27 protein-coding genes and 1 tRNA gene are annotated in these 24,250 nt (G+C 68.9%); 15 read left to right on the top strand and 13 right to left on the bottom strand.

The genetic code is table 11. The features are described from left to right. Nucleotides 1–62: 62 nt before the first annotated feature. Entirely contained in the window at nucleotides 63–533 is a 471-nt protein-coding gene (locus ACTMVF_RS27790) for a hypothetical protein (RefSeq protein WP_441273836.1), read from the bottom strand. 672 nt (nucleotides 534–1,205) lie between these two features. Next, nucleotides 1,206–1,880 (bottom strand): SMI1/KNR4 family protein, encoded by a 675-nt coding sequence (locus tag ACTMVF_RS27795; protein ID WP_441273837.1) that lies wholly within the window; start codon nucleotides 1,878–1,880, stop codon nucleotides 1,206–1,208. A 271-nt stretch (nucleotides 1,881–2,151) separates the two neighbouring features. On the opposite strand from ACTMVF_RS27795, the gene ACTMVF_RS27800 reads away from it, so the two are divergent. Beyond that, nucleotides 2,152–2,835, top strand: coding sequence for a DUF4232 domain-containing protein (locus ACTMVF_RS27800; protein ID WP_441273838.1), 684 nt, complete (start codon nucleotides 2,152–2,154; stop codon nucleotides 2,833–2,835). Nucleotides 2,836–2,849: 14 nt separating this feature from the next. Here the strand turns inward: ACTMVF_RS27800 and ACTMVF_RS27805 are convergent, their stop codons facing one another. The 4 genes from ACTMVF_RS27805 to phoU all read right to left on the bottom strand — a co-directional run bounded on the left by ACTMVF_RS27805 (nucleotide 2,850) and on the right by phoU (nucleotide 5,292). Next, nucleotides 2,850–3,185, bottom strand: coding sequence for a carboxymuconolactone decarboxylase family protein (locus ACTMVF_RS27805; protein ID WP_441273839.1), 336 nt, complete (start codon nucleotides 3,183–3,185; stop codon nucleotides 2,850–2,852). A gap of 356 nt (nucleotides 3,186–3,541) precedes the next feature. After that, nucleotides 3,542–3,793 (bottom strand): SCO4226 family nickel-binding protein, encoded by a 252-nt coding sequence (locus ACTMVF_RS27810; protein WP_403342336.1) that lies wholly within the window; start codon nucleotides 3,791–3,793, stop codon nucleotides 3,542–3,544. Between the two features lie 52 nt (nucleotides 3,794–3,845). Beyond that, nucleotides 3,846–4,094: an SCO4226 family nickel-binding protein gene (locus ACTMVF_RS27815; protein ID WP_441273840.1), complete on the bottom strand. Its 249-nt coding sequence runs from the start codon at nucleotides 4,092–4,094 to the stop codon at nucleotides 3,846–3,848. A gap of 508 nt (nucleotides 4,095–4,602) precedes the next feature. Continuing rightward, complete coding sequence (gene phoU, locus ACTMVF_RS27820) at nucleotides 4,603–5,292, bottom strand: phosphate signaling complex protein PhoU (RefSeq protein WP_441273841.1); 690 nt, start codon at nucleotides 5,290–5,292, stop codon at nucleotides 4,603–4,605. Between the two features lie 444 nt (nucleotides 5,293–5,736). On the opposite strand from phoU, the gene ACTMVF_RS27825 reads away from it, so the two are divergent. Both ACTMVF_RS27825 and ACTMVF_RS27830 read left to right on the top strand, forming a co-directional pair. Then, on the top strand, nucleotides 5,737–7,026 hold the full coding sequence (locus ACTMVF_RS27825) for a sensor histidine kinase (protein WP_441273842.1): 1,290 nt from the start codon (nucleotides 5,737–5,739) through the stop codon (nucleotides 7,024–7,026). After that, the gene (locus tag ACTMVF_RS27830; RefSeq protein WP_015659563.1) at nucleotides 7,023–7,703 is read left to right on the top strand and encodes a response regulator transcription factor; all 681 of its coding nucleotides are present in this window, start codon (nucleotides 7,023–7,025) and stop codon (nucleotides 7,701–7,703) included. Before ACTMVF_RS27825 ends, ACTMVF_RS27830 begins: the two co-directional genes overlap by 4 nt. A gap of 129 nt (nucleotides 7,704–7,832) precedes the next feature. Here ACTMVF_RS27830 and ACTMVF_RS27835 read toward each other — a convergent pair whose 3' ends face one another. Further along, nucleotides 7,833–8,549, bottom strand: a complete 717-nt coding sequence (locus ACTMVF_RS27835) for a DUF461 domain-containing protein (protein WP_441273843.1) — start codon at nucleotides 8,547–8,549, stop codon at nucleotides 7,833–7,835. A gap of 671 nt (nucleotides 8,550–9,220) precedes the next feature. On the opposite strand from ACTMVF_RS27835, the gene ACTMVF_RS27840 reads away from it, so the two are divergent. The 6 genes from ACTMVF_RS27840 to ACTMVF_RS27865 all read left to right on the top strand — a co-directional run bounded on the left by ACTMVF_RS27840 (nucleotide 9,221) and on the right by ACTMVF_RS27865 (nucleotide 15,544). Further along, nucleotides 9,221–9,703, top strand: coding sequence for a CarD family transcriptional regulator (locus tag ACTMVF_RS27840; protein WP_003953493.1), 483 nt, complete (start codon nucleotides 9,221–9,223; stop codon nucleotides 9,701–9,703). 302 nt (nucleotides 9,704–10,005) lie between these two features. Further along, a complete protein-coding gene (gene ispD, locus ACTMVF_RS27845; protein ID WP_441273844.1) occupies nucleotides 10,006–10,758 on the top strand; it encodes a 2-C-methyl-D-erythritol 4-phosphate cytidylyltransferase in 753 nt (250 codons plus the stop codon). After that, entirely contained in the window at nucleotides 10,748–11,245 is a 498-nt protein-coding gene (ispF, locus tag ACTMVF_RS27850; RefSeq protein WP_441273845.1) for a 2-C-methyl-D-erythritol 2,4-cyclodiphosphate synthase, read from the top strand. The genes ispD and ispF overlap by 11 nt, the downstream gene beginning before the upstream one ends. Before the next feature lie 88 nt (nucleotides 11,246–11,333). Next, entirely contained in the window at nucleotides 11,334–12,731 is a 1,398-nt protein-coding gene (cysS, locus tag ACTMVF_RS27855) for a cysteine--tRNA ligase (protein ID WP_441273846.1), read from the top strand. 99 nt (nucleotides 12,732–12,830) lie between these two features. Beyond that, nucleotides 12,831–13,772, top strand: coding sequence for a 23S rRNA (guanosine(2251)-2'-O)-methyltransferase RlmB (rlmB, locus tag ACTMVF_RS27860; RefSeq protein ID WP_441273847.1), 942 nt, complete (start codon nucleotides 12,831–12,833; stop codon nucleotides 13,770–13,772). A 134-nt stretch (nucleotides 13,773–13,906) separates the two neighbouring features. After that, nucleotides 13,907–15,544 carry a DoxX family membrane protein gene (locus ACTMVF_RS27865; RefSeq protein WP_441274056.1) on the top strand — a complete coding sequence of 546 codons (1,638 nt, stop codon included), beginning with the start codon at nucleotides 13,907–13,909 and terminating at the stop codon, nucleotides 15,542–15,544. A gap of 186 nt (nucleotides 15,545–15,730) precedes the next feature. Here ACTMVF_RS27865 and ACTMVF_RS27870 read toward each other — a convergent pair whose 3' ends face one another. The 3 genes from ACTMVF_RS27870 to ACTMVF_RS27880 all read right to left on the bottom strand — a co-directional run bounded on the left by ACTMVF_RS27870 (nucleotide 15,731) and on the right by ACTMVF_RS27880 (nucleotide 18,359). Further along, nucleotides 15,731–16,462 (bottom strand): nucleotidyltransferase family protein, encoded by a 732-nt coding sequence (locus ACTMVF_RS27870; RefSeq protein WP_441273848.1) that lies wholly within the window; start codon nucleotides 16,460–16,462, stop codon nucleotides 15,731–15,733. 118 nt (nucleotides 16,463–16,580) lie between these two features. Further along, nucleotides 16,581–17,036, bottom strand: coding sequence for a hypothetical protein (locus ACTMVF_RS27875; protein WP_301999645.1), 456 nt, complete (start codon nucleotides 17,034–17,036; stop codon nucleotides 16,581–16,583). Nucleotides 17,037–17,267: 231 nt separating this feature from the next. Then, entirely contained in the window at nucleotides 17,268–18,359 is a 1,092-nt protein-coding gene (locus ACTMVF_RS27880; protein WP_441273849.1) for an ABC transporter ATP-binding protein, read from the bottom strand. A gap of 216 nt (nucleotides 18,360–18,575) precedes the next feature. Between ACTMVF_RS27880 and ACTMVF_RS27885 the strand changes: the two genes are divergently transcribed. From ACTMVF_RS27885 to ACTMVF_RS27905, 5 genes are all read left to right on the top strand, one after another. Then, a tRNA-Thr gene (locus tag ACTMVF_RS27885) sits at nucleotides 18,576–18,650 on the top strand. A 197-nt stretch (nucleotides 18,651–18,847) separates the two neighbouring features. Then, a complete protein-coding gene (locus ACTMVF_RS27890; RefSeq protein ID WP_301999647.1) occupies nucleotides 18,848–19,078 on the top strand; it encodes a hypothetical protein in 231 nt (76 codons plus the stop codon). 409 nt (nucleotides 19,079–19,487) lie between these two features. Further along, the gene (locus ACTMVF_RS27895) at nucleotides 19,488–19,856 is read left to right on the top strand and encodes a hypothetical protein (RefSeq protein ID WP_441273850.1); all 369 of its coding nucleotides are present in this window, start codon (nucleotides 19,488–19,490) and stop codon (nucleotides 19,854–19,856) included. 452 nt (nucleotides 19,857–20,308) lie between these two features. Next, on the top strand, nucleotides 20,309–20,494 hold the full coding sequence (locus tag ACTMVF_RS27900; RefSeq protein ID WP_441273851.1) for a hypothetical protein: 186 nt from the start codon (nucleotides 20,309–20,311) through the stop codon (nucleotides 20,492–20,494). 341 nt (nucleotides 20,495–20,835) lie between these two features. Next, nucleotides 20,836–21,183 carry a hypothetical protein gene (locus ACTMVF_RS27905; RefSeq protein WP_441273852.1) on the top strand — a complete coding sequence of 116 codons (348 nt, stop codon included), beginning with the start codon at nucleotides 20,836–20,838 and terminating at the stop codon, nucleotides 21,181–21,183. Nucleotides 21,184–21,313: 130 nt separating this feature from the next. On the opposite strand, the gene ACTMVF_RS27910 is transcribed toward ACTMVF_RS27905, so the two are convergent. The 3 genes from ACTMVF_RS27910 to ACTMVF_RS27920 all read right to left on the bottom strand — a co-directional run bounded on the left by ACTMVF_RS27910 (nucleotide 21,314) and on the right by ACTMVF_RS27920 (nucleotide 22,945). Next, nucleotides 21,314–21,619 carry a hypothetical protein gene (locus ACTMVF_RS27910; protein ID WP_441273853.1) on the bottom strand — a complete coding sequence of 102 codons (306 nt, stop codon included), beginning with the start codon at nucleotides 21,617–21,619 and terminating at the stop codon, nucleotides 21,314–21,316. A 257-nt stretch (nucleotides 21,620–21,876) separates the two neighbouring features. Further along, on the bottom strand, nucleotides 21,877–22,170 hold the full coding sequence (locus tag ACTMVF_RS27915; RefSeq protein WP_062714161.1) for a hypothetical protein: 294 nt from the start codon (nucleotides 22,168–22,170) through the stop codon (nucleotides 21,877–21,879). Nucleotides 22,171–22,468: 298 nt separating this feature from the next. Then, on the bottom strand, nucleotides 22,469–22,945 hold the full coding sequence (locus ACTMVF_RS27920; RefSeq protein ID WP_441273854.1) for a hypothetical protein: 477 nt from the start codon (nucleotides 22,943–22,945) through the stop codon (nucleotides 22,469–22,471). A gap of 470 nt (nucleotides 22,946–23,415) precedes the next feature. Between ACTMVF_RS27920 and ACTMVF_RS27925 the strand changes: the two genes are divergently transcribed. Further along, complete coding sequence (locus ACTMVF_RS27925; RefSeq protein WP_441273855.1) at nucleotides 23,416–24,237, top strand: hypothetical protein; 822 nt, start codon at nucleotides 23,416–23,418, stop codon at nucleotides 24,235–24,237. The last annotated feature ends 13 nt before the right edge of the window (nucleotides 24,238–24,250 follow it).

Here is a 24,250-nt window from a genome sequence, read left to right on the forward strand (position 1 = left end):
GGCTCCGTTCCGAGTGAGTGTCTAACTGCGTGACAACGCGGACGGACAACGTGCCGCAGAGTTCAGCGCAGGGACCGCCGCTCGTCTACGTGGCGTGCCGGCACACCTAGGAACACGTCGGGCATCGCAGAGCCGTAGAGGATGTTGAACGTCTCCAGTCGATAGGACCAGGCCCCATCACAACGGCCGACGAACCGGTAGTTGATCTGCCATTGCAGCCATTGGTCACGAGCCAGACGAACGGCAGGCGGGCGCCGATTGCGTCGTGGCATGGCAAACATGCTCACCTCTGGTGGGTCCACGCGCAGCAGCCCATCGACCTCGCGGAGGATCGTCCCGGGTGCCGACAGATCCTGCACCTGTGTACGAGGCTCGAAGGAATCGGATTCCCGCATGGCGACCTCGTGGAGGCCAGCAGTCATGCCCGGAGGCAGCAAGAAGGCCGTTGGGGCGGCGTTTCTGCGAGCAGCTTCAGGGCCGCCGCGCGACTTCTTCGTCCACGACGTGCACACCCGCTGAACGACAACATCCATGGCCCCAATCATCGGGCGTGACGCCGCACTGCGGCCACAGAGTTACGTGTCGTGCCAGAACCCTGCCAGATACTGCGGGGAACCACGGGGAACAGCGGTCACCCACCCAGAGACAGCCTCAGGTCATGACGCCGCTCAGCAGCAGGTCAGCGGGGACTGTCGACCCCGTGGAACCCAAGCTTCCCAAGCTGAGGGCTCAGGCATCGTCGTGACGGGTCTGCCGTCGTGGCTCGCTCTGGTCGACGGCATCGGCAGCGTGGCTGGGTCCGGTGGGGGTGCAGCGAGGCATACACGTGCGTCGCCGGTCGGCGTCCTCGCCATCGTGGCTGACTGTCCTCGGCTGAGGTTCAGACGGTTCGCATCGATGGTGCCGGCTGTCAGCCGAACGCGCGAAGCTGGGCCGTCCCTGGGCCGTCCGAGGTCGCCCAACGGTGGCCAATGACGACCAACGACGTCCACCAGGTGCGCGATGCCACTCCTCCTGAGCAGGGAGAATGCAGGTCACCAAGATCCCCGGCAAGACCCAGGGCAAGAAGAAGTAACGCGAGCTGATCAAGCCCCCTGCCTGCGGTTGTGGGTAGGGGGCTTCTCGCTGCCGCTCGCGCACCAGCGAGGTGCCGAACTCCCGGTCTGTGCATGCTTTTTCAAGCCCGGCGCACCTGACTGTCCCTCCTAGTGTGCGCCCCGCACGACAGCCTCGGACTTCTCGACCCAGTCGAGGTACCAATCAGCGAACCCGACCTCTCCGAGGGGACTGAACCTTCCGTCCCCCGGACGCTCGTCAAGCCACACTTGCCCCCGCTGCGGACCAGAGACGACCAGCCAATGGAAATAGCCGCATCCCTCGTGGCTGAGGCATACGGCGCCGGACGCGAACCAGTCGAACAGCCTCTCGTCCTCCTCCAGCCAGACGCGATACGCCTCATGGAACGCTGCTTGGTCCTCGAAGTCGGGCTCGACCGGCTCCTTGCGCTCATGCTCTGCCTGAACACGCAGGCTCTCCTCCACACCGGGAAAGGGGGAGCGCAATCGCTCGTGGACCGTGCCGCCGCCCGGGTCGCTCCACAGCCACCCGGCAGGTGTACGGCTCAGGACGGTGAGTCCGTAGCCCGGCCCGGCACCCCCGGCACCGACTTCGAGGAGGAAGGCCCGGTAGTCCACGGGCAACGACACACCCCACTGCGCTTCCGCCTCGGCGACCTCCGCCTCCGAGAGCGGATCAGCAAGCCGGAACCGATGCCCTGCTCCCCGGTACCGTCCCCACGCGCCGAAGACTTCCCGCGCCTTGTCAGCACGGGCCAGAGCCTCCACCCGCCCACGGACACCGCGCCAGCTCCTCGCCCCCATGAACCGCAGCGTAGGCCAACGGATCCACACAGGGCCCACTCACTCGTACGCCCGCGCCCGGAGAAACCGCTCGAAAACCGCAGGTCGCTCCCTTACGAGCCCGGCAGGGGCTCCCCCAACTCTTCGTGATCATGTCACCAGCCTGTGACAGCGTTGTCCTGGAACGAAGGCGCCGGGATCCCTACGGCTCGCAGCCCCCTCATAGTGATCGAGCAGGACCGAGCAGCCGAAGCCGCTTCGGCCTCAACCGACCGACCAACAGGGGGATTTCATGTCCGGCAACCGTCGCAAGGCCTTCCTCGTCTCCGCAGCCATCGTGGGCGGCGCCATGCTGATGACCGCATGCCAGGACGCGGACACGGACGCGGACACGGCCACCGCCGCCCCGCAGGGTTCGTCGTCCGCCACCGCGGCCGGCGATGCGGCCACCCCGTCCGGCTCGGCGACCGCGGGCAGCGGCCAGGGCACCGACAAGGGCTCCGACGCGTCGGGCCAGGGAACCGAGGACGGAGCCGGATCCGGCGCCGACACCGGCAACGGTGAGCGGGAGCCGGTCGAGCAGAGCTGCGGCGCCAACGACATCTCCTGGAGCACCAGGTCCGAGACCCAGGCCGGCGGATACATCCTGATCACCGCGAAGGCGAAGTCGGGGATCACCTGTTACCTGCCCGCCGCGCTTCCGACCGTGGCGTTCGGATCCGACGGCACCCAGGCGGGTCCCGCCGAGCAGGCCGTAGGCGAGCAGATAAAGCTGAGCGGGAGCACCACCGCCTACGCCGGGGTGAACCCGAAGACCACCAACGGAGATGGTGGCAAGGAACTGGACAGCATCATCGTCGGCGTAGGTGACGACGACCCCAACCCGGTTTCCCTGCCGGTCGGCACCATCACGGTCGAGAAGCCGATCGTCACCAACTGGCACACCGCCCCGGCAGACGCCGTTCCCTTCAGCTGAACCTGGTGCCGTCTCTACGCCCGCCCCTGAGCCGCCTCGGTCTCCGCGTCCGCCACCGTAATCGTGATGCCAAGCGCCTTGGCGATATTGCCGGCCGCCGTCATGACACGCGCCGTACCCACCACCGGCGCGATGGCAATCAGCACATCCTGCACCTGCTCGGCAGTCAGCCCGGCCTGGATGGCAGGGTCGATGTGGGCGACGTAGGAGATCGGCGGGGCGTCCGAAGCGGCGAGGGCGGCGATGCGGGTGAGCATGAAGGTTTCCGGCACCAGCCCGCACCGTTCGACGGAGTCGACCGTCATGGCGGCGAGGGTGTCCAGTACCGGGGTTTCAGATGCTGTGGCCATGGCAGGGCGTCTCCTGTTGGGGTCGTGAGGGAAGTCGACGGTCGGCGCCGGCACGTGAGGGCACCTCACCCGGTGCAGCGCCCACCGCTCGACCGTAAGTCCGTTTCCCACGGATCGCCTGTCGGGAGCGCCCGGCGCGAGCACCCCGAGGCGTCACGCACGGCACGACGCCGGTGATTTCCCGTACGGCCCGTACGGCCCGCACGACCCGTACGGCCCGCACGACCCATACGGCGCCCCGCCCGGCCGCCCGAGCCCACGCATCGGCCCCCGGCCTGCATCACCCGCAGCCCGGGGGCCGTTTCCCCTTCCGTACTGTTCCTCTGACTCTGTCCTGTTCCTCCGCCGTGCCGAACTCACACGCTCAGCGGCACCGCATGGATCTCGTCCGGCACCCCGCCGCCCCCGCGTTCGTGGGCACGTTGGACGGCCTCGGCCGAGGGACCCTCACTGAGGCAGTACACCGTGCCGGACTCCGGGTCCGCCCAGGCGTGTTCGAAGTGAACTCCTTCTTCCTGCTCGACCGCGGCGGTGGCGTCGTGGCCCTCTTGCAGCTGTTGGGCCGTGATGCCCTGCATTCCGTGGTGGACGTCCATGAAGCGTGTCACTGGACTCGCACCTCCTTCCCGATGCGCCCCGAAGCTTCGTCCCACCCGCGTCTCAGACCGACAGCGGCACCGGGTGGATCTCGTCGGCCTTGTGGCCGGCGCGCTCGTGGATGCGCTGGATCGCTTCCGCCGAGGGAGCCTCGGAGAGGCAGTAGACGACGCCGGACTCGGGGTCGGCCCACGCCCGCTCGAAGTGCACCTGCTCGTCCTTCTCGATGGCGAGGTCCGCGTTGTGGGCCTCCCTGAGCTGATCGGCCGTGATGCCCTTCATGTTGTGGTGTACGTCCATGTACTGAGCCATGCCTCGCACCTCCTGACGATCCTCGGACCTCCGGTCCTCGGAGTGCGCTCGCCTGCTCTCACTCTCCTTCCATGCTGCGCCCGTCCGCGACGACCAGCACGACGAAGGGCCCCGGCATTCACGCCGAGGCCCTTCACCGTCGTACGAGATCCACGGCGTCGTACGCCGCAGTACTTCTGCACCTGTACGCGCCCTGCGCCCTACACCCTCACCCGCACTGGCAGGGATTCCCCGACTGGCATCCGCACCCGCACCCCGAGCCGCAGCCGCAGGCGCCGAAGAGTGGGAGGCTCCTGATGTCGGCGGGCTGCTCGGACGGGCGTTCCCGGGTGGGGTCGGGTGTGGTGCCGGGAGTGCTGGGGGATTCGGCCATGGTCCCTCCTCAAGGCTGGTGCCTGTGCCCATTCCATGCCCGCCCCGCTGGGCGCATCAACGGCGCACAGAGGCTTGCACACGCCCCGAACAGCCCCCGCAAGCCCCGCGTCGGCGTATGGCTTACGGCTACGGCTTACGCCCCCTCCACGCCCGAAACCGGCTGGATGTCGGCCTGCAGCTCATCAGCGTGCTCACCCGTCACCAGATACACCACACGCTTCGCGACCGCGACCGCATGGTCGGCGTACCGCTCGTAGTAACGGCCGAGCAGCGTCACGTCGACCGCCGTCTCGATGCCGTGCTTCCACCGCTCGTCCATCAGGTGCTGGAAGAGCGTGCGGTGGAGGAGGTCCATCGCGTCGTCGTCCTGCTCCAGCTGGAGGGCGAGGTCGACGTCCTTGGTGACGATCACCTCGGCCGCCTTCGCCATCAGGCGCTGCGCGAGCTGGCCCATCTCCAGGATGGTGGCGTGCAGGTCCTGCGGGATCGCCCGGGAGGGGTAGCGCAGCCGCGTGAGCTTCGCCACGTGCTGGGCGAGGTCGCCGGAGCGCTCCAGGTCCGCCGACATACGGAGTGAGGTGACGACTATCCGCAGGTCGGTCGCCACCGGCTGCTGGCGGGCCAGCAGGGCTATGGCCCGCGCCTCCAGCTCGTGCTGGAGGTCGTCGACCTTCTGGTCGGCCTCGATCACGCTTTCGGCCAGCTTCAGGTCGGAGTCGAGGATCGCCGTCGTGGCGCGCCCGATCGCCGACCCGACCATCCGGGCCATCTCCACCAGGCTGTCGCCGATCGAGTCCAGTTCCTCGTGGTACGCGTCCCGCATCAGGGTCCCTCTCTTACGTCTGCCTCGGGGGTTCCGGGGCCAGGAGACTGTCGTCGAACCGGCAGTCTTGTCGTCTGAACCGGCAGTCTTACTGTCGTGACCTCCGACCATAAGACTGCCGTGAAAACGACAGTCGGACTGTCATCAAACCGCCAGTGCGACCACCATGCGATCATCCACCCGATCGCCACGTGGTCACCCGCGTGATCACCCGCGTGATCACCCGCGCGACCACGCACGCGACCACGCACGCGGTCACCCATGCGATCACCATGCGAAATCGCCTGTGCGAACCCCACACTCCTACCTTCCGGCCGCTACGCGTCCGTTTCCGCCACCCCAAATGAACCAATACTGGCTCCAAGGTGAACTCTGGGCGACGAGTGTTCGAGCTCGCACTCCGACGGCTGTGGCCACTGCCTGCCCCATGCCTAACCTGGATGCATGGACGTGAACGCGGCGGTCGCCGCAGCGGCAGCGATCGCCGGGGTGCTCACCGGCGTCATCGCCATGCTGGCGTTCCGCTGGAGCGAACGCGACCTGAAGCGACCCACCCGAACCTCCCTGCACACCGACCCGGTCCTGCCCCCCGGCGTGGACACGGTCCTGTCGGTGCTGCGCTCCTCCGCCGTCGTCCTCGACGAGGGGGACGCCGTCGTCAAGGCCAGCTCGGCGGCGTACGCCCTCGGCCTGGTGCGCGGCGGCAAGCTCTCCGTCGAGCCCATGCTCCAGATGGCCCGGGACACCAGACGCGACGGCGAGATACGGCAGGTCGAGCTGGACCTGCCCCGACGTGGCACCGGACGCGGCGAGGCCCTCGCCGTGTCCGCGCGCGTCGCACCCCTGGGCTCCCGCCTCGTCCTCCTCCTTGTCGAGGACCTCACCGAGGCCCGGCGCATAGAGGCGGTGCGGCGCGACTTCGTCGCCAATGTGAGCCATGAACTGAAGACGCCGGTCGGTGCCCTCTCCCTCCTCTCCGAAGCCGTCATGGACGCCTCCGACGACCCGGAGGCCGTGGAGCGCTTCGCCGGGAGGATGCAGATCGAGGCGACCCGGCTCACCAGCCTGGTGCAGGAGCTCATCGACCTCTCCCGGGTGCAGAACGACGATCCGCTGGAGGACGCCGAGCCCGTCCGCGTCGACGAACTCGTCGCCGAGGCCATGGACCGCTGCCGGCACGCCGCCGGAACGAAGCAGATCAACATGGCCGCGGGCGGCACCGAGGACCTCAGCATCTGGGGCAACCGCGGCCAGCTCGCCGCCGCCCTCGGCAACCTCGTCGAGAACGCCGTCAACTACTCGCCCGCCCGTACCCGCGTCGGCATCGCCGCCCGCCGGGTCAGCGCCCCGGGCGGGGACCTCGTCGAGATCGCCGTGACCGATCAGGGCATCGGCATCTCGGACAAGGACAAGGAGCGCATCTTCGAGCGCTTCTACCGCGTCGACCCGGCCCGTTCCCGTGCCACCGGTGGCACCGGCCTCGGTCTCGCGATCGTCAAGCACGTGGCCGCCTCGCACGGCGGGGAGGTCACGGTGTGGAGCTCCGAGGGACAGGGCTCCACGTTCACCTTGCGGCTGCCGGAGGCCGGTGCGGCCCGCGACCGTGCGCAGCAGCACCCCGACCTCGACGACGAGGCCGGACAGTCCACCGGCTCGAATCCCCGCAGATCCCCCAACTCACCGCCTGACTCAACCGCGTACGAAACGCTTTCCGCCCCGGAGGTCCTTCCGTGACCCGTGTGCTCGTCGTCGAGGACGAGGAGTCCTTCTCCGACGCCCTGTCGTACATGCTCCGCAAAGAGGGCTTCGAGGTCGCCGTCGCGACCACCGGGCCCGACGGACTCGACGAGTTCGAGCGCAACGGCGCCGACCTCGTCCTCCTCGACCTGATGCTGCCCGGCCTGCCGGGCACCGAGGTCTGCCGTCAACTGCGCGGCCGTTCCAACGTCCCGGTGATCATGGTCACCGCCAAGGACAGCGAGATCGACAAGGTGGTCGGCCTGGAAATAGGAGCCGATGACTACGTCACCAAGCCGTTCTCCTCGCGCGAGCTGGTCGCCCGTATCCGGGCCGTCCTGCGCCGCCGCGGCGAGCCCGAGGAGGTCACCCCGGCCGCGCTGGAGGCGGGCCCGGTCCGGATGGACGTGGACCGTCACGTGGTCACGGTCTCCGGCTCCAAGGTCGACCTCCCCCTCAAGGAGTTCGACCTCCTGGAGATGCTCCTGCGCAACGCCGGCCGCGTCCTGACCCGCATGCAGCTGATCGACCGCGTCTGGGGCGCCGACTACGTCGGTGACACCAAGACCCTCGACGTCCACGTCAAGCGCCTGCGCGCCAAGATCGAGCCGGACCCGGGCGCCCCGCGGTACCTGGTGACGGTGCGTGGCCTGGGCTACAAGTTCGAGCCGTAAACAACACACGCACCACGTCGAAGGGCGGGCCTCCGTTTCCGGGGGCCCGCCCTTCTTCCACGCTCTACGACTGTGCAGGTGCCGTACGACCGCTCAGTGCCGTACGGCCGCTCGGTGCGGTACGACCGCTCAGTGACCGGCCGTCGTGTGCGAGGCGCTGTCGGACGGGGTCGCCGCACCGGCACCGGCACCGGCACCGGCGCCGGCCGCGGTGCCGTCCGTGGACGTCGCGTTCGCGGAGGCCTCACCGGTCGGGGCGGCCGGGGTGCCCTCGGCCGGGGATCCGCTCGGCGAGCCGGTCGGGGAGGACGTCTTGCCCGGCGCCGCCGGGACCGCGCTCGGGCCCCAGCCCTCGAAGTAGTGCTCGGCCGGGACGACGAACGCGCGCAGGCTCACGTCACCCGTCTTGCTGAAGGTGAAGGTGATCTTCTGGGCGTTGCCGTCCTTGATGGCCTCGCGGCTGCTGGACAGCACGGCGGAGGCGTTGTCCTTGCCGCCGAGGATCAGCGAGCCGCCGGCCGGGATGGTCAGGCTGCCGCCGCCCTTGGCGGGCTTGAGCTCGGCGGTCTTGTCGGTGCCGTCGACCTTGATGGCGTCCAGCGTCTGGGCGGTGCGACCGGAGTTGAACAGGGTCGCGGAGATCGCGGCCGGACCGGTCGACTCCAGGTCGGGCTGGGTGATGACGATGGCGTTCTGGATCTTGATGTCGCCGACCGTGGTGGCCGCGTTGTCCGGCTTGATCTCCAGCGTCTGGCTGTTGTTGCCGGCGGCGCACGCACCGAGCGACGTGATGGAGAACGCGATGGCGGCCGCGGCGAGGGCGCCGCGTCGAAGGCTGCTGCTCACGGCGGCGGCAACTCCTTGACTCGAACGGGGCGGGCGCGTAAAGCCGCCCTAAGTGTCTGTCAGCGGCCTTAGGTTACCGAGCCGTTCCCGCGCGACCGCACCCGACCCTCCCCTGAGCGGCCATGTGCCGTCGAAGTACCTCTTCCACCACCCGTCACTTCACTCACAAGTGACCCGGGAGTCACATTGCCGCCCGCTCCTCCGTCATTCACATAACCCGGTTCCAAGGCCGCTTCCAGGCCGCCTTCCAAGCTGCCTTCCAAGCCGCCTTCCAAGCCGTCTTCCAGGCCCCGCGCAAAATTTCCGTGAAGGAATGCGTGACCCTCCCGAAATTGATCACCAACCGTGCTGCCGACCTGGCCGTGATCAATTCTGGATTCGTCCGGTACCCGCCTCCGGACGCCGAACGGAGTAGCGGAAGTCGCACACTTGGAACCGGACATATGTGGACGTTCGGCCACTCGGACGCGCCGCCGGATGTGTGTAACGTACGCGTTTCACCTCACCCGCAGAGCCGCTCCGACCTGCGAATACCTTCTTCCACTCGGCCCGCGCAGCACGTTCCTGTCGGAGTTGTCAAGCCCCGAGATATGCCCTGACCTGCGAAAACGCCATTCAGAACCCGCAGTTTCCGTGTTACCCTGGATAGCCACGGAAGGGGTACCTGTCACATGACGTTCAAGGTTGGCGACACCGTGGTCTATCCCCATCACGGGGCCGCGCTGATCGAGGCCATCGAAACTCGCCAGATCAAAGGCGTGGACAAGACCTACTTGGTGCTGAAGGTCGCCCAGGGTGACCTGACGGTACGTGTGCCAGCGGACAATGCGGAGTTCGTCGGCGTACGTGATGTGGTCGGTCAGGACGGGCTGGACCGGGTCTTCGAGGTGCTGCGCGCGCCGTACGCCGAGGAGCCCACGAACTGGTCGCGTCGTTACAAGGCAAATCTGGAGAAGCTCGCCTCCGGCGATGTCATCAAGGTCGCGGAAGTCGTGCGTGACCTGTGGCGTCGTGAGCGCGAGCGTGGACTCTCCGCCGGTGAGAAGCGCATGCTCGCCAAGGCCCGCCAGATCCTGGTGAGCGAACTCGCTCTCGCGGAGAACACCAACGAGGACAAGGCCGAGGCCCTGCTCGACGAGGTCCTCGCGTCCTGACGCGGTCCATCCGCCTCGGTTCAGCACACTGCTGTGTGTTGTTTTAAAGAAATGCCGCGGTGCCCGATGACGTATCTCTCGTCGCCGGGCGCTGCGGCATGTTCGCACTCGGTCGCCGTACCTCGGACGCCGTACGCGGGTTACGCGGGTTCACCCTCGGAGGGAGATCCCCCCGATACTTGGCGTGCCGGGCCCGGGCTGCTGGCTCGACCGGTGTCACGGAAGGGTCCGGTCAAGGCGTCGCGCCCGGCACGCTGAGGCCATACCCACGTAGGCCGAGCACACAAACCTGACAGGAACCGATGTCTGACGATTCGCGCCCTTCGCCCGCGGAAATCCGTACTGCCGCTGTGATCCCGGCCGCCGGCCGTGGCGTACGCCTGGGTCCGGGCGCCCCCAAAGCGCTCCGCGCGCTGAACGGCACGCCCATGCTGATCCACGCCGTCCGCGCGCTGGCCGCGTCCCGCGCCGTCTCCCTGGTCGTCGTCGTGGCCCCGCCCGACGGCGCAGGCGAGGTGAAGTCGCTGCTCGACGCGCACGCGCTGCCCGAGCGCACCGACTTCCTCGTCGTGCCCGGCGGGGAGAGCCGCCAGGAGTCCGTGAAGCTGGGGCTGGACGCGCTGCCGCCCGCGTATGACATCGTGCTGGTGCACGACGCCGCCCGGCCGCTCGTCCCGGTCGACACGGTCGACGCCGTCATCGAGGCCGTACGGGAAGGCGCCCTTGCGGTCGTTCCGGCGCTGCCCCTCGCGGACACGGTGAAGGAAGTCGAGCCCGCCGCGGCCGCGGGGGAGCCGGAGCCGGTGGTCGCGACGCCCGACCGGGCCCGGCTGCGGGCCGTGCAGACCCCGCAGGGCTTCGACCGCGCGACGCTGGTCCGCGCCCACGAGACGGTCACCGACAACGTCACCGACGACGCGAGCATGGTCGAGCAGCTGGGCGAGACGGTCGTGGTCGTACCCGGCCACGAGGAGGCCTTCAAGGTCACCCGCCCGCTGGACCTGGTCCTGGCGGAGGCGGTCCTGGCGCGCCGGAGGCTGAACGATGGCTTCTGAGGCACTGCCGGTGCTGCCCCAGGTGGGCATCGGCACCGACATCCACGCCTTCGAGGAGGGTCGCGAGCTGTGGTGCGCGGGCCTGAAGTGGGAGGGCGAAGGGCCGGGCCTCGCCGGGCACTCCGACGCGGACGTAGTCGCGCACGCCGCGTGCAACGCGCTGTTCTCGGCGGCCGGCCTCGGCGACCTGGGACAGCACTTCGGCACGGGGCGGCCCGAGTGGTCCGGGGCCTCGGGGGTCGTGCTCCTGACGGAGGCGGCGCGGATCGTGCGCGAGGCGGGCTTCCGGATCGGCAATATCGCGGTCCAGGTCGTCGGCCCTCGCCCCAAGATCGGCAAGCGCCGCGACGAGGCGCAGAAGATCCTCTCGGAGGCGGCTGGAGCACCGGTGTCGGTGTCGGGCGCCACCACGGACGGACTGGGCTTCCCGGGACGCGGCGAGGGCCTGATGGCGGTGGCGACGGCGCTGGTGGTGCGGGCCGGCTGAACGGCCTTGGGCGCGGGGGATGTCACGAATACGTCCCCTTGAGTGGGAAGGTCGCAAGGCATTCGCTCCCGCCCACTACCCTGGACTCGTGACTATTCGCCTGTACGACACCAGCGCCCGGCAGATCCGTGACTTCACCCCGCTCACGCCGGGCTGTGTCTCGATCTACCTCTGTGGCGCCACCGTGCAGGCCGCGCCGCACATCGGCCACATCCGCTCCGGTCTCAACTTCGACATCATGCGCCGCTGGTTCGCGTACCGCGGCTATGACGTGACGTTCATCAGGAACGTCACGGACATCGACGACAAGATCATCACCAAGTCCGTCGACCAGGACCGCCCTTGGTGGTCCATCGGCTACGAGAACGAGCGCGCCTTCACCGACGGCTACACCGCCCTCGGCTGCCTCCCGCCGACGTACGAGCCCCGCGCCACCGGCCATGTCACCGAGATGGTCGAGATGATGCGCGGTCTCATCGAGCGCGGACATGCCTACGAGGCGGACGGCAGCGTCTACTTCGACGTCCGGTCCTGGCCCTCCTACCTGGAGCTGTCCCGGCAGGACCTCGACGAGATGCGCCAGCCCGCCGAGGAGGGCATCACCGGCAAGCGGGACCCGCGCGACTTCGCGATGTGGAAGGCCGCCAAGCCCGGTGAGCCCGACTGGGAGACGCCGTGGGGCCGGGGCCGCCCGGGCTGGCACCTGGAGTGCTCGGCCATGGCGCACAAGTACCTGGGCTCCGCCTTCGACATCCACGGCGGCGGACTCGACCTGATCTTCCCGCACCACGAGAACGAGATCGCCCAGGCCAAGGCCTACGGCGACGAGTTCGCCCGGTACTGGGTGCACAACGCCTGGGTCACCATGAGCGGCGAGAAGATGTCGAAGTCGCTCGGCAACAGCGTGCTCGTGTCGGAGATGGTCAAGCAGTGGCGCCCGATCGTCCTGCGCTACTACCTGGGCACCCCGCACTACCGCTCCACCATCGAGTACAGCGAGGAAGCCCTGCGTGAGGCCGAGTCGGCGTTCGCGCGCATCGAGGGCTTCGTGCAGCGCGTGGTGGAGAAGGCGGGCGTCGTCGAGCCGTCCGCCGAGGTCCCGCTCGCCTTCGCCGAGGCGATGGACGACGATCTGGGCGTCCCGCAGGCGCTCGCCATCGTGCACACCACCGTCCGTCAGGGCAACAGCGCCCTGGCCGCCGACGACAAGGAAGCGGCCGTGGCGCGCCTGGCCGAGGTGCGGGCCATGCTCGGCGTCCTCGGCCTGGACCCGCTCGACGCGCACTGGGCCGGTGAGACCGACCGCGGCGATGATCTGCACGGTGTGGTCGACACCCTGGTCCGCATGGTCCTCGACCAGCGCGAGGCGGCCCGTTCCCGCAAGGACTGGGCCACCGCGGACGCCCTCCGCGACCAGCTCAACCAGTCCGGCCTCGTCATCGAGGACGGCCCGCAGGGCCCCCGGTGGAGCCTCGGCCCACGCTGACGGAGTCCGAGTCCGGGAAGATCGATTGTGCCGCCCGGCCCTCCGGGCGGCACACTGCATAAACGTACGTACGAAAGTCTCACGACAGACAGGTAGGTCATGGCCGCGAACAACCGCCGCATGTCCGGCAAGAAGGGCGCGCAGGTCGGCAGTGGCGGCCAGCGGCGCAAGGGTCTCGAGGGCAAGGGCCCGACCCCGCCCGCCGAGATGCGCAAGGGACACAAGAAGAACCGCATCGCGGGCGCCAAGGCGAAGCAGTCCGTACGCCGTCCCGCGCCGCGTGGCCGCGGCGGAAAGTCCGCCTCCGAGATGGTCGTCGGCCGCAACCCGGTCGTCGAGGCACTGCGCGGGGGCGTCCCGGCCTCCACCCTCTACGTCCAGCAGTTCATCGACAACGACGAGCGCGTCCGCGAGGCCCTCCAGCTCGCCGCCGAGCGCGGCGGCATCAACCTCATGGAGGCCCCGCGCCCCGAGCTGGACCGCATGACCAACGGCCTCAACCACCAGGGCTTGGTCCTCCAGGTCCCGCCGTACGAGTACGCCCACCCCGAGGACCTGGCCAACGCCGCCTACGACGACGGCGAGGACCCGCTCATCGTCGCCCTCGACGGCGTGACCGACCCGCGCAACCTCGGTGCCGTGGTCCGCTCGGTCTCCGCCTTCGGCGGCCACGGCGTCGTCGTACCCGAGCGCCGCGCGGCCGGCATGACCGCGGGTGCCTGGAAGACGTCCGCCGGCACGGCGGCCCGCACCCCGGTCGCCCGCGCCACGAACCTCACCCGCGCCCTGGAGGCGTACAAGAAGGCGGGCATCGTGATCGTCGGTCTCGCCGCCGACGGCGAGTCCGAACTCGGCGACCTCCAGGCCCTGGACGGCCCGGTCGTCATCGTGGTCGGCAGCGAGGGCAAGGGCCTGTCCCGCCTCGTGGGCGAGACGTGCGACTTCCGCGTGCGCATCCCGATGCCGGGCGGCGCGGAGTCCCTCAACGCCGGTGTGGCGGCAGGGATCGTCCTCTACGAGGCGGCCCGTCGACGCGGCTGAACAGACATCCGTGACGTCACCCGTGCGGGTTAATTCTGGTGACAGTGGTGCGACCTGCGCATCCTTGACGGGGTCCGGACAGATCGGACGGGTCAAGGCAGTGTCCTAACCACACGTCACTCGGTTAGTTGAGTGTGGACACCAGAACACCCCGCACACCCACGGGGGACCGCTCGTCGGGATACGACGACGCTCCCGCGCTGAGCATGGTGAAGGTGCCGAGCGATCCGGCGCAGATCATCGTCAATCACGCGAGCTTCCGCGTGCTGTTGGGCGCGTCGACCGGGCGGACGAAATCCCCGCGCATCGCACGGAACCTGAGCGCCACCGAGAACACCACCCGCATCCCCGTCGTCAACGCGGCCGGCAGAGCGGGAGCGGCCCCCGGCGCCCGCCGCCGGGTCGCCGTCTGGAACGGCACGTCCGCGCCCGACGACACCGGCGCCCACCGCCTGCTCCAGGCGGTGCGGGACGGCAGCATCCGCCACGGCGACGAACCGCTCCCCGGTGGCACCCAGGTCATCCCGCGCGTCGAGTTCGACGGCTACGGCCGGGGCTACGAGGGCGGGTACGACGACGAGTTGGCGCAGACCGTCGAAACCCCGATCGTCGGCGCGCAGCGCACGCACGAGTCCGTCGAGGCCCGACTCCTGTCGAACATGCGCACGGTCGAGAGTGCGTACGACGAGGAGCTCCCCTATGAGGGCGAGCAGTTCGAGGAGCCCGAAGCGGCCGACGAAACCGGCGCGCCTCTCAAGCGGCCCGGCGGCGACGATGCCGCGCGGCACGCCTACTACCCCGGCCGCCGCATGAACCTCGGCGTCGTCCTGCTCCCGCTCCGGGTCTTCCTCGGCTTCATCTCCATCTACGCCGGCATGGGCAAGCTCTGCGACCCCGTCTACTTCGACGGCGGCAAGCGCGGCTCGATGGTGAAGTGGCTCAACACCCTGCACCCGTGGGAAGTCGCCGAGCCCCTCCGCCAGTTCGCACTCGAGCACCCGGTCGGCTCCGGCCTGGTCATCGCCTTCTTCCAGGTCATCGTGGGCGTGCTCACGGTCCTGGGGTGCTGGCAGCGGGTCGCCGCGGTCGTCGGTGCCCTGCTGTCCGCCGCGCTGCTGCTCACGGTCAGCTGGAAGAGCGTCCCCGCCTACGACGCCCCCGACATCATCTATCTCGCCGCGTGGTCCCCGCTGATTATCGCCGGCGCCCCCGTCTACTCCATCGACGGCCGTCTCGCCGGCATGGCCTGGCGGCGCCTCGGCCCCCGCGCCGACATCTGGGAGCTGCGTAGCTACGTCCTGCGCCGCGGCGCCCTCGTCACCGCGATCGTCACCGGCCTCACCCTCCTCATCGGCTCCGTCCTCGGCGGTGCGGTCCGCGACGCCGACCGTGTCGTCGTTCCCGGCCCCGGCGAGGCCCCCCGCAACGAACTGCCGGGCTCCCCTCTCCCGCAGGAGCCGGACAAGCGGCACAAGAGGACGCCGTCGGCCGCCAACTCGCCCACCCAGGGCGCCACGTCGGGCACGGCGAGCCCCAGCGCGGGCGCCGCGACGACGCCGGGTGCCACCAGCGACACGGGCACCGCGGGCGCCGGTGCGCCCAGCCAGACGCAGGGCACCGGGGGCCAGGCCCCGCCCCAGCAGTCCACCCCGACCAATGAGGCCCCCAGCACCAGCACCGGCCCGACCTCCGGAGGCCCCTCCTCCGGCGGCGGCTCGACGGGCGGCTCCTCACCCGACGAACCGGGCCTGGTGGGCGGCCTGTTGGGCTGAACACTCGCCGCCCGCCACGACGACGAGGGGGCCCCGGACACGATTCCGTCCGGGGCCCCTCGCCGTGCCGTGCCGCGCCGGCACCGTGGCTGGGCCGGGGGTGGGTCGCGCGGCCCGGCGCTGACGGGGTGCCGCCCGCGCCCACCCGTGCCGCCCCAGCGGCACGACTGCCCGCGGCTGGGGGCGTCAGCGACCCAGAGCCGCCAGTTCCTTCGCCGCCTCCCTGAGGTCCTTCGCCGTGTCGATGGCGCGCCAGTACGCCCCCTGGGGGATCGGGAAGCCGGCGAGGCGGCGTTCCCGGGCCAGGTGGGGGAAGGTGGTGCGTTCGTGGTCGCCGCGTTCGGGGAGGAGGGAGGCGAACTCGGGCGAGAAGACGTAGACGCCCGCGTTGATCTCGAAGGTCGACGGCGGAGCCTCGATGAAGTCCGTGATGTGGCCGAAGCCGTCCGTCTTCACCGCACCCCACGGGATACGAGGCCGAGCCAGGGCGAGCGTCGCGACCGCGTCGCGCTCGGTGTGGAAGTCCGCCATGTCGCGCAGCGAGAAGCGGGTCCAGATGTCGCCGTTGGTGGCGTACCAGGCCTTGTCCGGGTGCGGAAGATGCGCGGCCGCGTACTTCAGGCCGCCGCCTCGCCCGAGGGGCTCCGTCTCGACGACGGTCGTCACACGGACCGGAAGATCGGCCGACTTCAGCCAGTCCTGCAGCACCTCGGCGAGGTGCCCACAGCTGACCACCACGTCCGTCACGCCCTCTTCGGCGAGCCAGGCGAGCTGGTGGCCGATGATCGGCGTCCCCGTACCGGGGATCTCGACCATCGGCTTGGGCCGGTCGTCGGTGTACGGACGCAGCCGAGACCCCTGGCCACCGGCCAGGATGACGGCTTGAACGGGGCGGGACGCGGCGTTCGGATCAGTCATGACCGAACTGTACGCGGCGCCCCGCTCGCGGCATTCGCCGGCAACCGTTCCTTAATCAGCCGTTACCGTCCGGAAGAGGAGTGTTCCGGAGTGTTCCTCGAAAGAGGATCGACAAGGGCTAGCTGTGTGCCGCCGCCACCCCCGAAGCGAACGCCGTGTCGCAGACGGGCCGGGCGTACGACTGCGCACGCGTCGGACCGTACATGCGGACCGCGGCGCGGCCGAGGGCGCGGGCGATCGAGGCGCAGTGCCGGGCCAGGGACGGCCGGTCGTGGACGGCCTGCTGGAGGTGGGTGAGGGCGACGCCCGGGTTCTCCGCCTGCAGCTCGGTCAGGAGCTGGTCGCGCAGCACGTCCTGGGGGGCACGCGGGGCGGCGTTCTTCGCGCCCGCGCTCGAGACGTCGGTCGCGGTGAGCACCGAGTCCGAGGGGTTCCCCGACCAGTTGACCCGGGTGACCGCGAGGGTCCCGGAGAGCACCAGGACGACGGGCAGGACGAGGGCGAGAGTGCGGCCGAGCTGGCGGGCGGGGCCCCGGTGGCCGCGTCGTGTCTGTTGGGTGGTGGAGTGCTTCACGCGAGTGAGGGTAGCGTTCGGTGCTGACATGGCGACATTCGGTCACCGGTTTGGGGGATGCGGCAGCCCCAATTTCCGGTGCTGCGTTGACGTACAGCGCTCGAAATGACCGATCTGCCGGGGTATTTGTCGACAACGAGAAGGGCCCCGCAGGGGTCTGCGGGGCCCTTCTCGTCAACCTGGGTGAATTACCCGGGGTTGTGCTGCCTGTTCCTGCCGTCGTTCGCGCTCTCAGTCGGAGAGCCGCGCACCCGTGGAGGTCGAGAACACGTGGGTCTCGCCCGCGCGCGGGACGACGTGCAGCGTGCTGCCCTTCTCCGGGACGTCACGGCCGCTGACGCGGACGACGAGGTCCTTGGCGTCGTCGCCGCCGACCTTGGCGGTGCCGTAGACGTACGCGTCGGCGCCGAGCTCCTCGACGACGTTCACGGTGACCGCGAGGCCCTGGTCCGAGTCGGCACCGGCGACGTCGAAGTGCTCGGGACGGACACCGACGGTGACGGTCTTGTCGGTGGCGGCGGCCAGCGCGTCACGGTCGACCGGGACGACGGAGTTGCCGAACTTCACGCCGCCGTCGGTGATCGGCACCTCGACCAGGTTCATGGCCGGGGAGCCGATGAAGCCGGCGACGAAGAGGTTGGCCGGGCGGTCGTACATGTTGCGCGGGGTGTCGATCTGCTGGAGCAGACCGTCCTTGAGGACCGCCACGCGGTCGCCCATCGTCATGGCCTCGACCTGGTCGTGGGTGACGTAGACGGTGGTGATGCCGAGACGGCGCTGCAGCGACGCGATCTGCGTACGGGTCGACACACGGAGCTTGGCGTCCAGGTTGGACAGCGGCTCGTCCATGAGGAAGACCTGCGGCTCACGCACGATGGCGCGCCCCATGGCGACACGCTGACGCTGACCACCGGAGAGGGCCTTCGGCTTGCGGCCGAGGTACTCGGTGAGGTCGAGGATCTTCGCCGCGTCCTCGACCTTCTGGCGGATCTCCGCCTTCGGCACGCCGGCGATCTTGAGCGCGAAGCCCATGTTGTCGGCGACGGTCATGTGCGGGTACAGCGCGTAGTTCTGGAACACCATGGCGATGTCCCGGTCCTTCGGCGGCAGGTGCGTGACGTCGCGGTCACCGATGCGGATGGCGCCGGCGTTGACGTCCTCGAGCCCCGCCAGCATGCGGAGCGAGGTGGACTTGCCGCAGCCGGACGGGCCGACCAGAACGAGGAACTCTCCGTCCTCGATGTGGATGTCGAGCGCGTCCACGGCGGGCTTCTCGGTGCCCGGGTAGATCCGGGTCGCCTTGTCGAACGAGACAGTGGCCATGGTGAATGGGCCCCCTTCTACCGGCAGGAACGTGCCGGACGATCCGTTGTAGGAAGGTGGTTGTTTAGTCCACATGTGCGGACTGGCTCTGGACGGTACCCGGCGTTCGCCTGATCTGTCAGTACCTGGAGGCATGTGAACTTCGCGGAAATTTTCGACGGGGCCCACTCGGAACCTGGGTACACTGCACGGGCGCGTGCGTGACAGCGCGTGCATGCCTCCTTAGCTCAGCTGGTCCAGAGCGGCTGTCTTGTAAACAGCAGGTCGTCGGTTCGAATCCGACAGGGGGCTCCCGTATGCGGGGCGGTTCTCGATGACACCGCCCCGCAGGTCGTTTTTCATTCCTTCTTTTCATTCGCGCACGTCCCCATCTCCCCACTGGGACACGGGAGATGCACCGGCATGGAATAGCATCGCTACTGCTAGTGTTCGTGCAGTCACAGTAGGCAATCAGCCTCTATGTATAGGTAATGAAAACCGAGGGTTCCATGCGCAAGCTTCACCAGGTCATGATCGTCGCGGCGGCGGCCGGCAGCCTGTCCGCCATCGGTGCCGGTACCGGTGTCGCCTACGAGGCGAGCACGACCGACCTCTACCGCCCCTACCAGGAGTGCAGCCCGCAGACGGTGGCCGAGGGTGACCTCCCGATCGCCGTGCTCGGTCTCTCCGAGACCTTCGACACCACCTGCGGCCAGTTCAACAACGCCTTCACTGGTTGAGGCCGGCGGCGTAGTCGTGCCGACGCCTTCCGCGGGCCCCTTCGGGGTCACCCCCCGAAGGGGCCCGTTCATGTGCGGCCGCCCGGAGCGCGAGACCGCTCCTCGGGCCCGTATGCGTGCGCGACGGCACTGGACTCCGGTGCCCCGATGAGCGGTTGCGTGCGCCCGACCTGGACCTCGACGCCCTGAAGCCCTCGGCTCGGGCGCGGGTTGCGGCACCAGTGCCTTCCAACAGGTCGGTCCTTCACCTCACTTCAGGTCTGTCCTTCACTTCGTAAGCAATGCGGTCCCGCGCGTCCCGGACACGAGTCGGACGCCGGGGCCCGCCTCTCCGACATCCCCGGGGCTCGCCGCGGCAGTTCGCGGTGCACGGCAGCCGGGGGCACCCCTCACAAAGGAGACGCAGGACATGTTCAACGGAAAGAAGTTCGTGGCCGTCTCGGGGCTTCTCGGCGGCCTCGCCATGACCTGGATCGGCGCCGGCCAGGCTTACGCCATGGCTCTGCCGGGCGTCTGTGGCGCCGACGCCCAGGGCAACATCATCTGCACCCAGCGGATCGTGGGTGAAACGAGGGAGGGCGAGGACATCGCCCTGCGCCGGTCGGTGACCTGCCAGCCGACGAAGCCGGTGACCTTGCCCGCTGCCGGCCTGCTGAACCACGGAACCGTAAAACTCGGTCCTGAGATCACCTGTGCCCAGGAGGCGCCCGAAGCGCCGGCGGTCGTGAGCGACAACAACACCGAACCCCGCCTGGGACAGCTCGGATTGCCTTTCTGAGCCCCGGGGCGGAAACCCCCGACTTCCCTGCATCGAGCGGCGGATGGCCGGACCAGCGCGACCTGGTCCGGCCATCCGCCGCTTTCGCGTCCTGCAACGCCGCGTCGGCAAACGGGTGAGTGCCCCGCGCCGCCCGTGACTCGCCCTCGGGGAACTGTCGTTTCCCTCAAGGGAGAACAGTGCCTTTCACGTCCACGGCGAGGCGGACGGAAAGGTCCCTTGGCATGAGCCGACACGACACAGAGAAGGGGCAAAGATCCCAAATTGCTACGGATCACATGTATATGCTCACATTAAGTAGTCAACCAGGGCGTTCATGCCCGGGAAGAAAGGGTCAAACTATGCGCAGGTTTCAGCGCGTTGCGGTCGTAGCTGCGGCGGTTGCAGGGCTGTCCTTCGGTGCCGGTGCGGGTGCCGCCTTTGCCGGCGAGGGTGACTGGGACGGTCAGAGCGTGACCGCGGTGGCTACCTCGACGGCCAACGCGGTGGCCACGTGGGGTGCTCCGGGCGACAAGTCGCACGCCGCCCCCGCGGCCGCGCCGGAGGCTGCCCCGCAGGCGGCTCCGGAGGCTGCTCCCAAGACCGCCGCTCCGGAGTACGGCTACGGCGAGTACGCCGCTCCGACCGCGGCTCAGTAAAGAAATGCAGAGGGTTCGGTGCGCGAGTTTCAGGGCACTGCGATTGTCGTCGTGACGGCCGCGAGGCGGGTGGCTCGGTATTGGCTCGGGATCTCGCTCCACAGTCGGCCCCATAGGCATCGCCTCGCAACGTCGCGACAGGCGCATCGAATTCCCTCGGAGCACCGTTTTCAACGGTGTGCAGGACAACACCCTTAGCAAAGCAGCCCGGACGCGCAACAGACCCCTCAGGGTGCGCGGCCGGGCTGCAGCCAATCGTATTCCGCCCCTCTCCCAGGCTCGAGCGCGTGCCGGTCAACGGCGCAGGCGTTCGGGCCTAGATTTGCAAAGGAAGGCAGCACATGATCGGTCGACAGAGGATCGCAACCGTCTCGGGGCTGATCGGCGCTCTTGCCGTGCTCTACAGCGGTGCCGCGCCGGCGTACGCCGATGATCCCAAGGGTGACTGCACGATCTCCGAGCAGGGCGACATCGTCTGCGTCAAGAAGAGCGAGGTCATCCGCAAGGACAAGCGCGGCAAGTATGTCGTCAAGCAGAAGCAGGACTGCCAGACGATCGAGCGGCCGCGTCTCGTGTATCCCGAGGGGGGCCTGCTGAAAGGCGGGGATGTGAACTCCGGACCGGTTGTGGAGTGCTCCAACAAGGCGAAGCTGCCCAAGGGTTACAAGCTGCCCAAGATCAAGTTCTGAGGGGTGACGAGCAGAAATGCCGGACCGAGATTCTGTCGGTCCGGCATTTCGGCTTTCCGGGGTCTGCCGACAAAAGCCCGGTGCCCCGGCCTGTGTGGCCGGGGCACCGGGAGAAGGATTTGGGCTTACGTCACTTGCCGACGGCGTTGTTGCAGCCCATCGACGAGCCCAGGGAGGTCTCCTGCGCGCCCGGGTTGCCCTCGCCGTTCAGCAGGTTGCCGCCCAGGCCGTTGGCGATGCCGACCTGGCCGAGGATGTCGACGTTGGCGTCGTGCGACTTGCAGGTGGTGCTCTGCAGGATGCTGAAGCTCGAGCCGCTCTTGCCGTTGCTCTTCGAGCCCCAGCCGCCCTGGTCGGCGTGTGCGGCGCCGGCGGTCAGGAGCCCGACGCTCCCGAGGGCGGCGACCAGGACGGCGGCCTTGCGAAGCTTGTGCATGTCATCTCCGGTGGAGTGGAGTGGTGCGATCTATTTCAGATCGACTTCGTACAGTTACGGAGGCTAATAGGAAGTAATCCAAAGCAATCGGCGGCACGCCGAATTCTGGAAAGTCTCACCGCCTTGGCCGATGGCCGGGAAATGCTGGTGATGCGTTGAATATCGACATGAAAAAAGGGGGTCCCGGTACCGTGCCCTGAGGCTCGGTACCGGGACCTGTTTCCCGTCATCGGCCGCCTGTGCGACCCGTCGGGCTCTTAGAAGGCGCTGTTGTTGCAGCCCATGGTCGAGCCCAGGTGGGTGTCCTGCCCACCGGCGTTGCCCTCGCCGTTGAGGGCGTTGCCCAGCAGGCCGTTCAGGATGCCGACCTGGCCGAGGACGTCGAGGTTCAGGTCGTGCGACTTGCAGGAGGAGCTCTGCAGGACGCTGAACTTGTCCCCGCCCTTGCCGCCGTGCCCGTCGTTGCCGTGCGCGGTGGCAGTGCCGGCGCCCAGAAGTCCGACGCTGCCGAGGGCGACGACCAGGACGGCAGCCTTGCGAAGCTTGTGCATGTCATCTCCGGTGGAGTGAGGTGGGTGCGATCCGTGAGAGATCGACTTCGTACTGTTATGAGAGTTAATACGAAGTATCCGTAAATGTCCCGACGACTCGCCGGGATTCGTACTCTCGTGACGGAAGCACCCAAAAGCCGCATCGCGCCCGAACCGTGCGCGATGCGTGCAGGCTCCACGCTGCCCTGTTGATCGGTTGCCGTTTTTGTGCTCAGGCGGACGGCCGGACTCGCCGCCCCCGGGGCAACGGTGCGTGAGGCGCCGTCCGCTGAGCCTTCGTCGGATCTGCTGGCACGCTCTAGCTGACGGAGCGAGCGCTGGAGACGGCGTTCGCCTGGCTGTTGGCCTGGCGGCAGTCGATGCCACGGTTCTCGGCGGCGGCGAGTACGGCGACCGGGACGGCGGCGTTGAGCAGGGACTGCGGGCTGCACTCCTGGTACGGGCGGAAGAGGTTGGAGTTGTGCAGCGGGGCTTCCTGCGAGGCCGGCTGAGGGGAGATCTGCGGGTTGAGCTGCGGGCTCAGCTGGGGGTTGAGCTGCGGGCTGACCTCGGCGCCACGCTGAGGGGCCGGCGCCTGCCGGTACTGGGCCGGTGCGTTGGAAGTCTGGACGCTGGTCTGCGAGCGGGTCCACGTGTCGGCCCGGGCGTCCTGCCGCGGCGCGGGAGCGGCACCGCCGTACCCGGCGGGAGCGTCGGCGACGCTGGGGCCGACGCCGATGGCTGACAGACCACTGGCTGCTGCGACGACGAGCGCGACCTGGTGAAGCTTGCGCATGGAACCTCGGCCCTTCATTGACCTGTGCATGAACGTATGGAAATGCGATGAGTCGGTGCAGCTTTCGCTATTTCTGCGCCCTACGGCTGCGATGGGCCATCGCTCTGGCCCTGTGCGGAACGAGATGTGTGCGGGTCCGGTCACGTGAGCCGGAGTGCGGTCACCCATTCGCTTTGCTTGACGGGGTGACAAGTCCGTAGAACCGGTTATCCGACCGATGGCAATTGAGTGACGGGCTTTTGCATCCCGTGACCTGGCCGGACAAATGTCGTTGCCAGCGGAGAGAGGGCAGCGATCAGGAATCAGAGAGAGGGCGACGGGATCTGCTGCCGGCTCCGGCGTGAAGTCCACATGACAGCTCAGGCATTACCCCTGTAAGGGCGCAGTACGAATATCAGACTGAGCGCACGCAAGATTGCACTGAAATACAACGGATTTCCCTGCACAGGTAATGAAGGGCCGAGGGTTCCATGCGCAAGCTTCACAAGGCCGCGCTCGTTGTAGCGGCGGCCGGCGGTCTGACCGCCATCGGCGCCGGCGTCAGCGAGGCCGCCGACTACTATCCCGCCGGGTACAACGGTGCCCCGGCGCCCGCTCCCGAGTACCCGCCTCAGTACGCCCCAGCGCCCGCCCCCTATTACGCGCCGCCCCAGTACGCGGCCCCAGCGCCCGCTCCGCAGTACGCGCCGCCCCAGTACGCCCCGGCGCCCCCTCCCCAGTACGCGCCGCCCCAGTACGCGGCCCCCGCCCCTCAGTACCAGCCGCCTCAGCAGGCCGTCGCCGAGGCCCGTTCGACCGGCACCGCCCAGGCCACGGGGCCGCAGCACCACTCGCAGCCCGCGCCTCACTACCAGCCCCCGGCGCCTGCCCCGGCTCCGGCGCCTGCCCCCGCTCCGGCCCCGGCGCCCGCTCCGGCGCCCGCCCCGCAGCACCAGGCCGGCTATGCCTCCGCCTCGGCCGCTTCGGGTGGCGCCGCGGAAGCCTCCAGCCAGCCGCGCACCCAGGCCGCCCCGCAGCAGTCGCCGGTGTCGCAGGTCGTACCGCAGGTCACCCCGCAGACGGCGCCCCAGGTCATGCCGCAGGTCGCTCCGCAGGTCAACGCGCCTCAGGTCTTCAACCCGGAGCCCCCGCCGCGTGTCGCGCCGCAGGTGAACCCGCAGGTCAACCCCCAGGTGAACCCGCTCATCAACCCGCTGCTCTCGCCGGCGAGCGCACCGCAGGTTCCCGGGCTCGGCCTCGGACAGGTCGCGGCGCCTCCCGTGGGCCAGTTGGGGCTGCCCCGCCTCGGCTGAGGGCTCTTCCGTA

It is taken from the genome of Streptomyces sp. SD31 (assembly GCF_052068475.1).
GTDB lineage: Bacteria > Actinomycetota > Actinomycetes > Streptomycetales > Streptomycetaceae > Streptomyces.

Coding starts and splice junctions, on each gene's coding strand:
- ACTMVF_RS27910 (WP_441273853.1), bottom strand. CDS start 21,619: ATGCACAAGCTTCGCAAGGCCGCCGTCCTGGTCGCCGCCCTCGGGAGC.
- ACTMVF_RS27840 (WP_003953493.1), top strand. CDS start 9,221: ATGACGTTCAAGGTTGGCGACACCGTGGTCTATCCCCATCACGGGGCC.
- ACTMVF_RS27815 (WP_441273840.1), bottom strand. CDS start 4,094: ATGGCTCAGTACATGGACGTACACCACAACATGAAGGGCATCACGGCC.
- ACTMVF_RS27790 (WP_441273836.1), bottom strand. CDS start 533: ATGGATGTTGTCGTTCAGCGGGTGTGCACGTCGTGGACGAAGAAGTCG.
- ACTMVF_RS27925 (WP_441273855.1), top strand. CDS start 23,416: ATGCGCAAGCTTCACAAGGCCGCGCTCGTTGTAGCGGCGGCCGGCGGT.
- ACTMVF_RS27805 (WP_441273839.1), bottom strand. CDS start 3,185: ATGGCCACAGCATCTGAAACCCCGGTACTGGACACCCTCGCCGCCATG.
- ACTMVF_RS27800 (WP_441273838.1), top strand. CDS start 2,152: ATGTCCGGCAACCGTCGCAAGGCCTTCCTCGTCTCCGCAGCCATCGTG.
- ispF (WP_441273845.1), top strand. CDS start 10,748: ATGGCTTCTGAGGCACTGCCGGTGCTGCCCCAGGTGGGCATCGGCACC.
- ACTMVF_RS27825 (WP_441273842.1), top strand. CDS start 5,737: ATGGACGTGAACGCGGCGGTCGCCGCAGCGGCAGCGATCGCCGGGGTG.
- ACTMVF_RS27920 (WP_441273854.1), bottom strand. CDS start 22,945: ATGCGCAAGCTTCACCAGGTCGCGCTCGTCGTCGCAGCAGCCAGTGGT.
- ACTMVF_RS27915 (WP_062714161.1), bottom strand. CDS start 22,170: ATGCACAAGCTTCGCAAGGCTGCCGTCCTGGTCGTCGCCCTCGGCAGC.
- ispD (WP_441273844.1), top strand. CDS start 10,006: ATGTCTGACGATTCGCGCCCTTCGCCCGCGGAAATCCGTACTGCCGCT.
- ACTMVF_RS27895 (WP_441273850.1), top strand. CDS start 19,488: ATGTTCAACGGAAAGAAGTTCGTGGCCGTCTCGGGGCTTCTCGGCGGC.
- ACTMVF_RS27870 (WP_441273848.1), bottom strand. CDS start 16,462: ATGACTGATCCGAACGCCGCGTCCCGCCCCGTTCAAGCCGTCATCCTG.
- ACTMVF_RS27795 (WP_441273837.1), bottom strand. CDS start 1,880: ATGGGGGCGAGGAGCTGGCGCGGTGTCCGTGGGCGGGTGGAGGCTCTG.
- rlmB (WP_441273847.1), top strand. CDS start 12,831: ATGGCCGCGAACAACCGCCGCATGTCCGGCAAGAAGGGCGCGCAGGTC.
- ACTMVF_RS27890 (WP_301999647.1), top strand. CDS start 18,848: ATGCGCAAGCTTCACCAGGTCATGATCGTCGCGGCGGCGGCCGGCAGC.
- ACTMVF_RS27905 (WP_441273852.1), top strand. CDS start 20,836: ATGATCGGTCGACAGAGGATCGCAACCGTCTCGGGGCTGATCGGCGCT.
- ACTMVF_RS27880 (WP_441273849.1), bottom strand. CDS start 18,359: ATGGCCACTGTCTCGTTCGACAAGGCGACCCGGATCTACCCGGGCACC.
- phoU (WP_441273841.1), bottom strand. CDS start 5,292: ATGCGGGACGCGTACCACGAGGAACTGGACTCGATCGGCGACAGCCTG.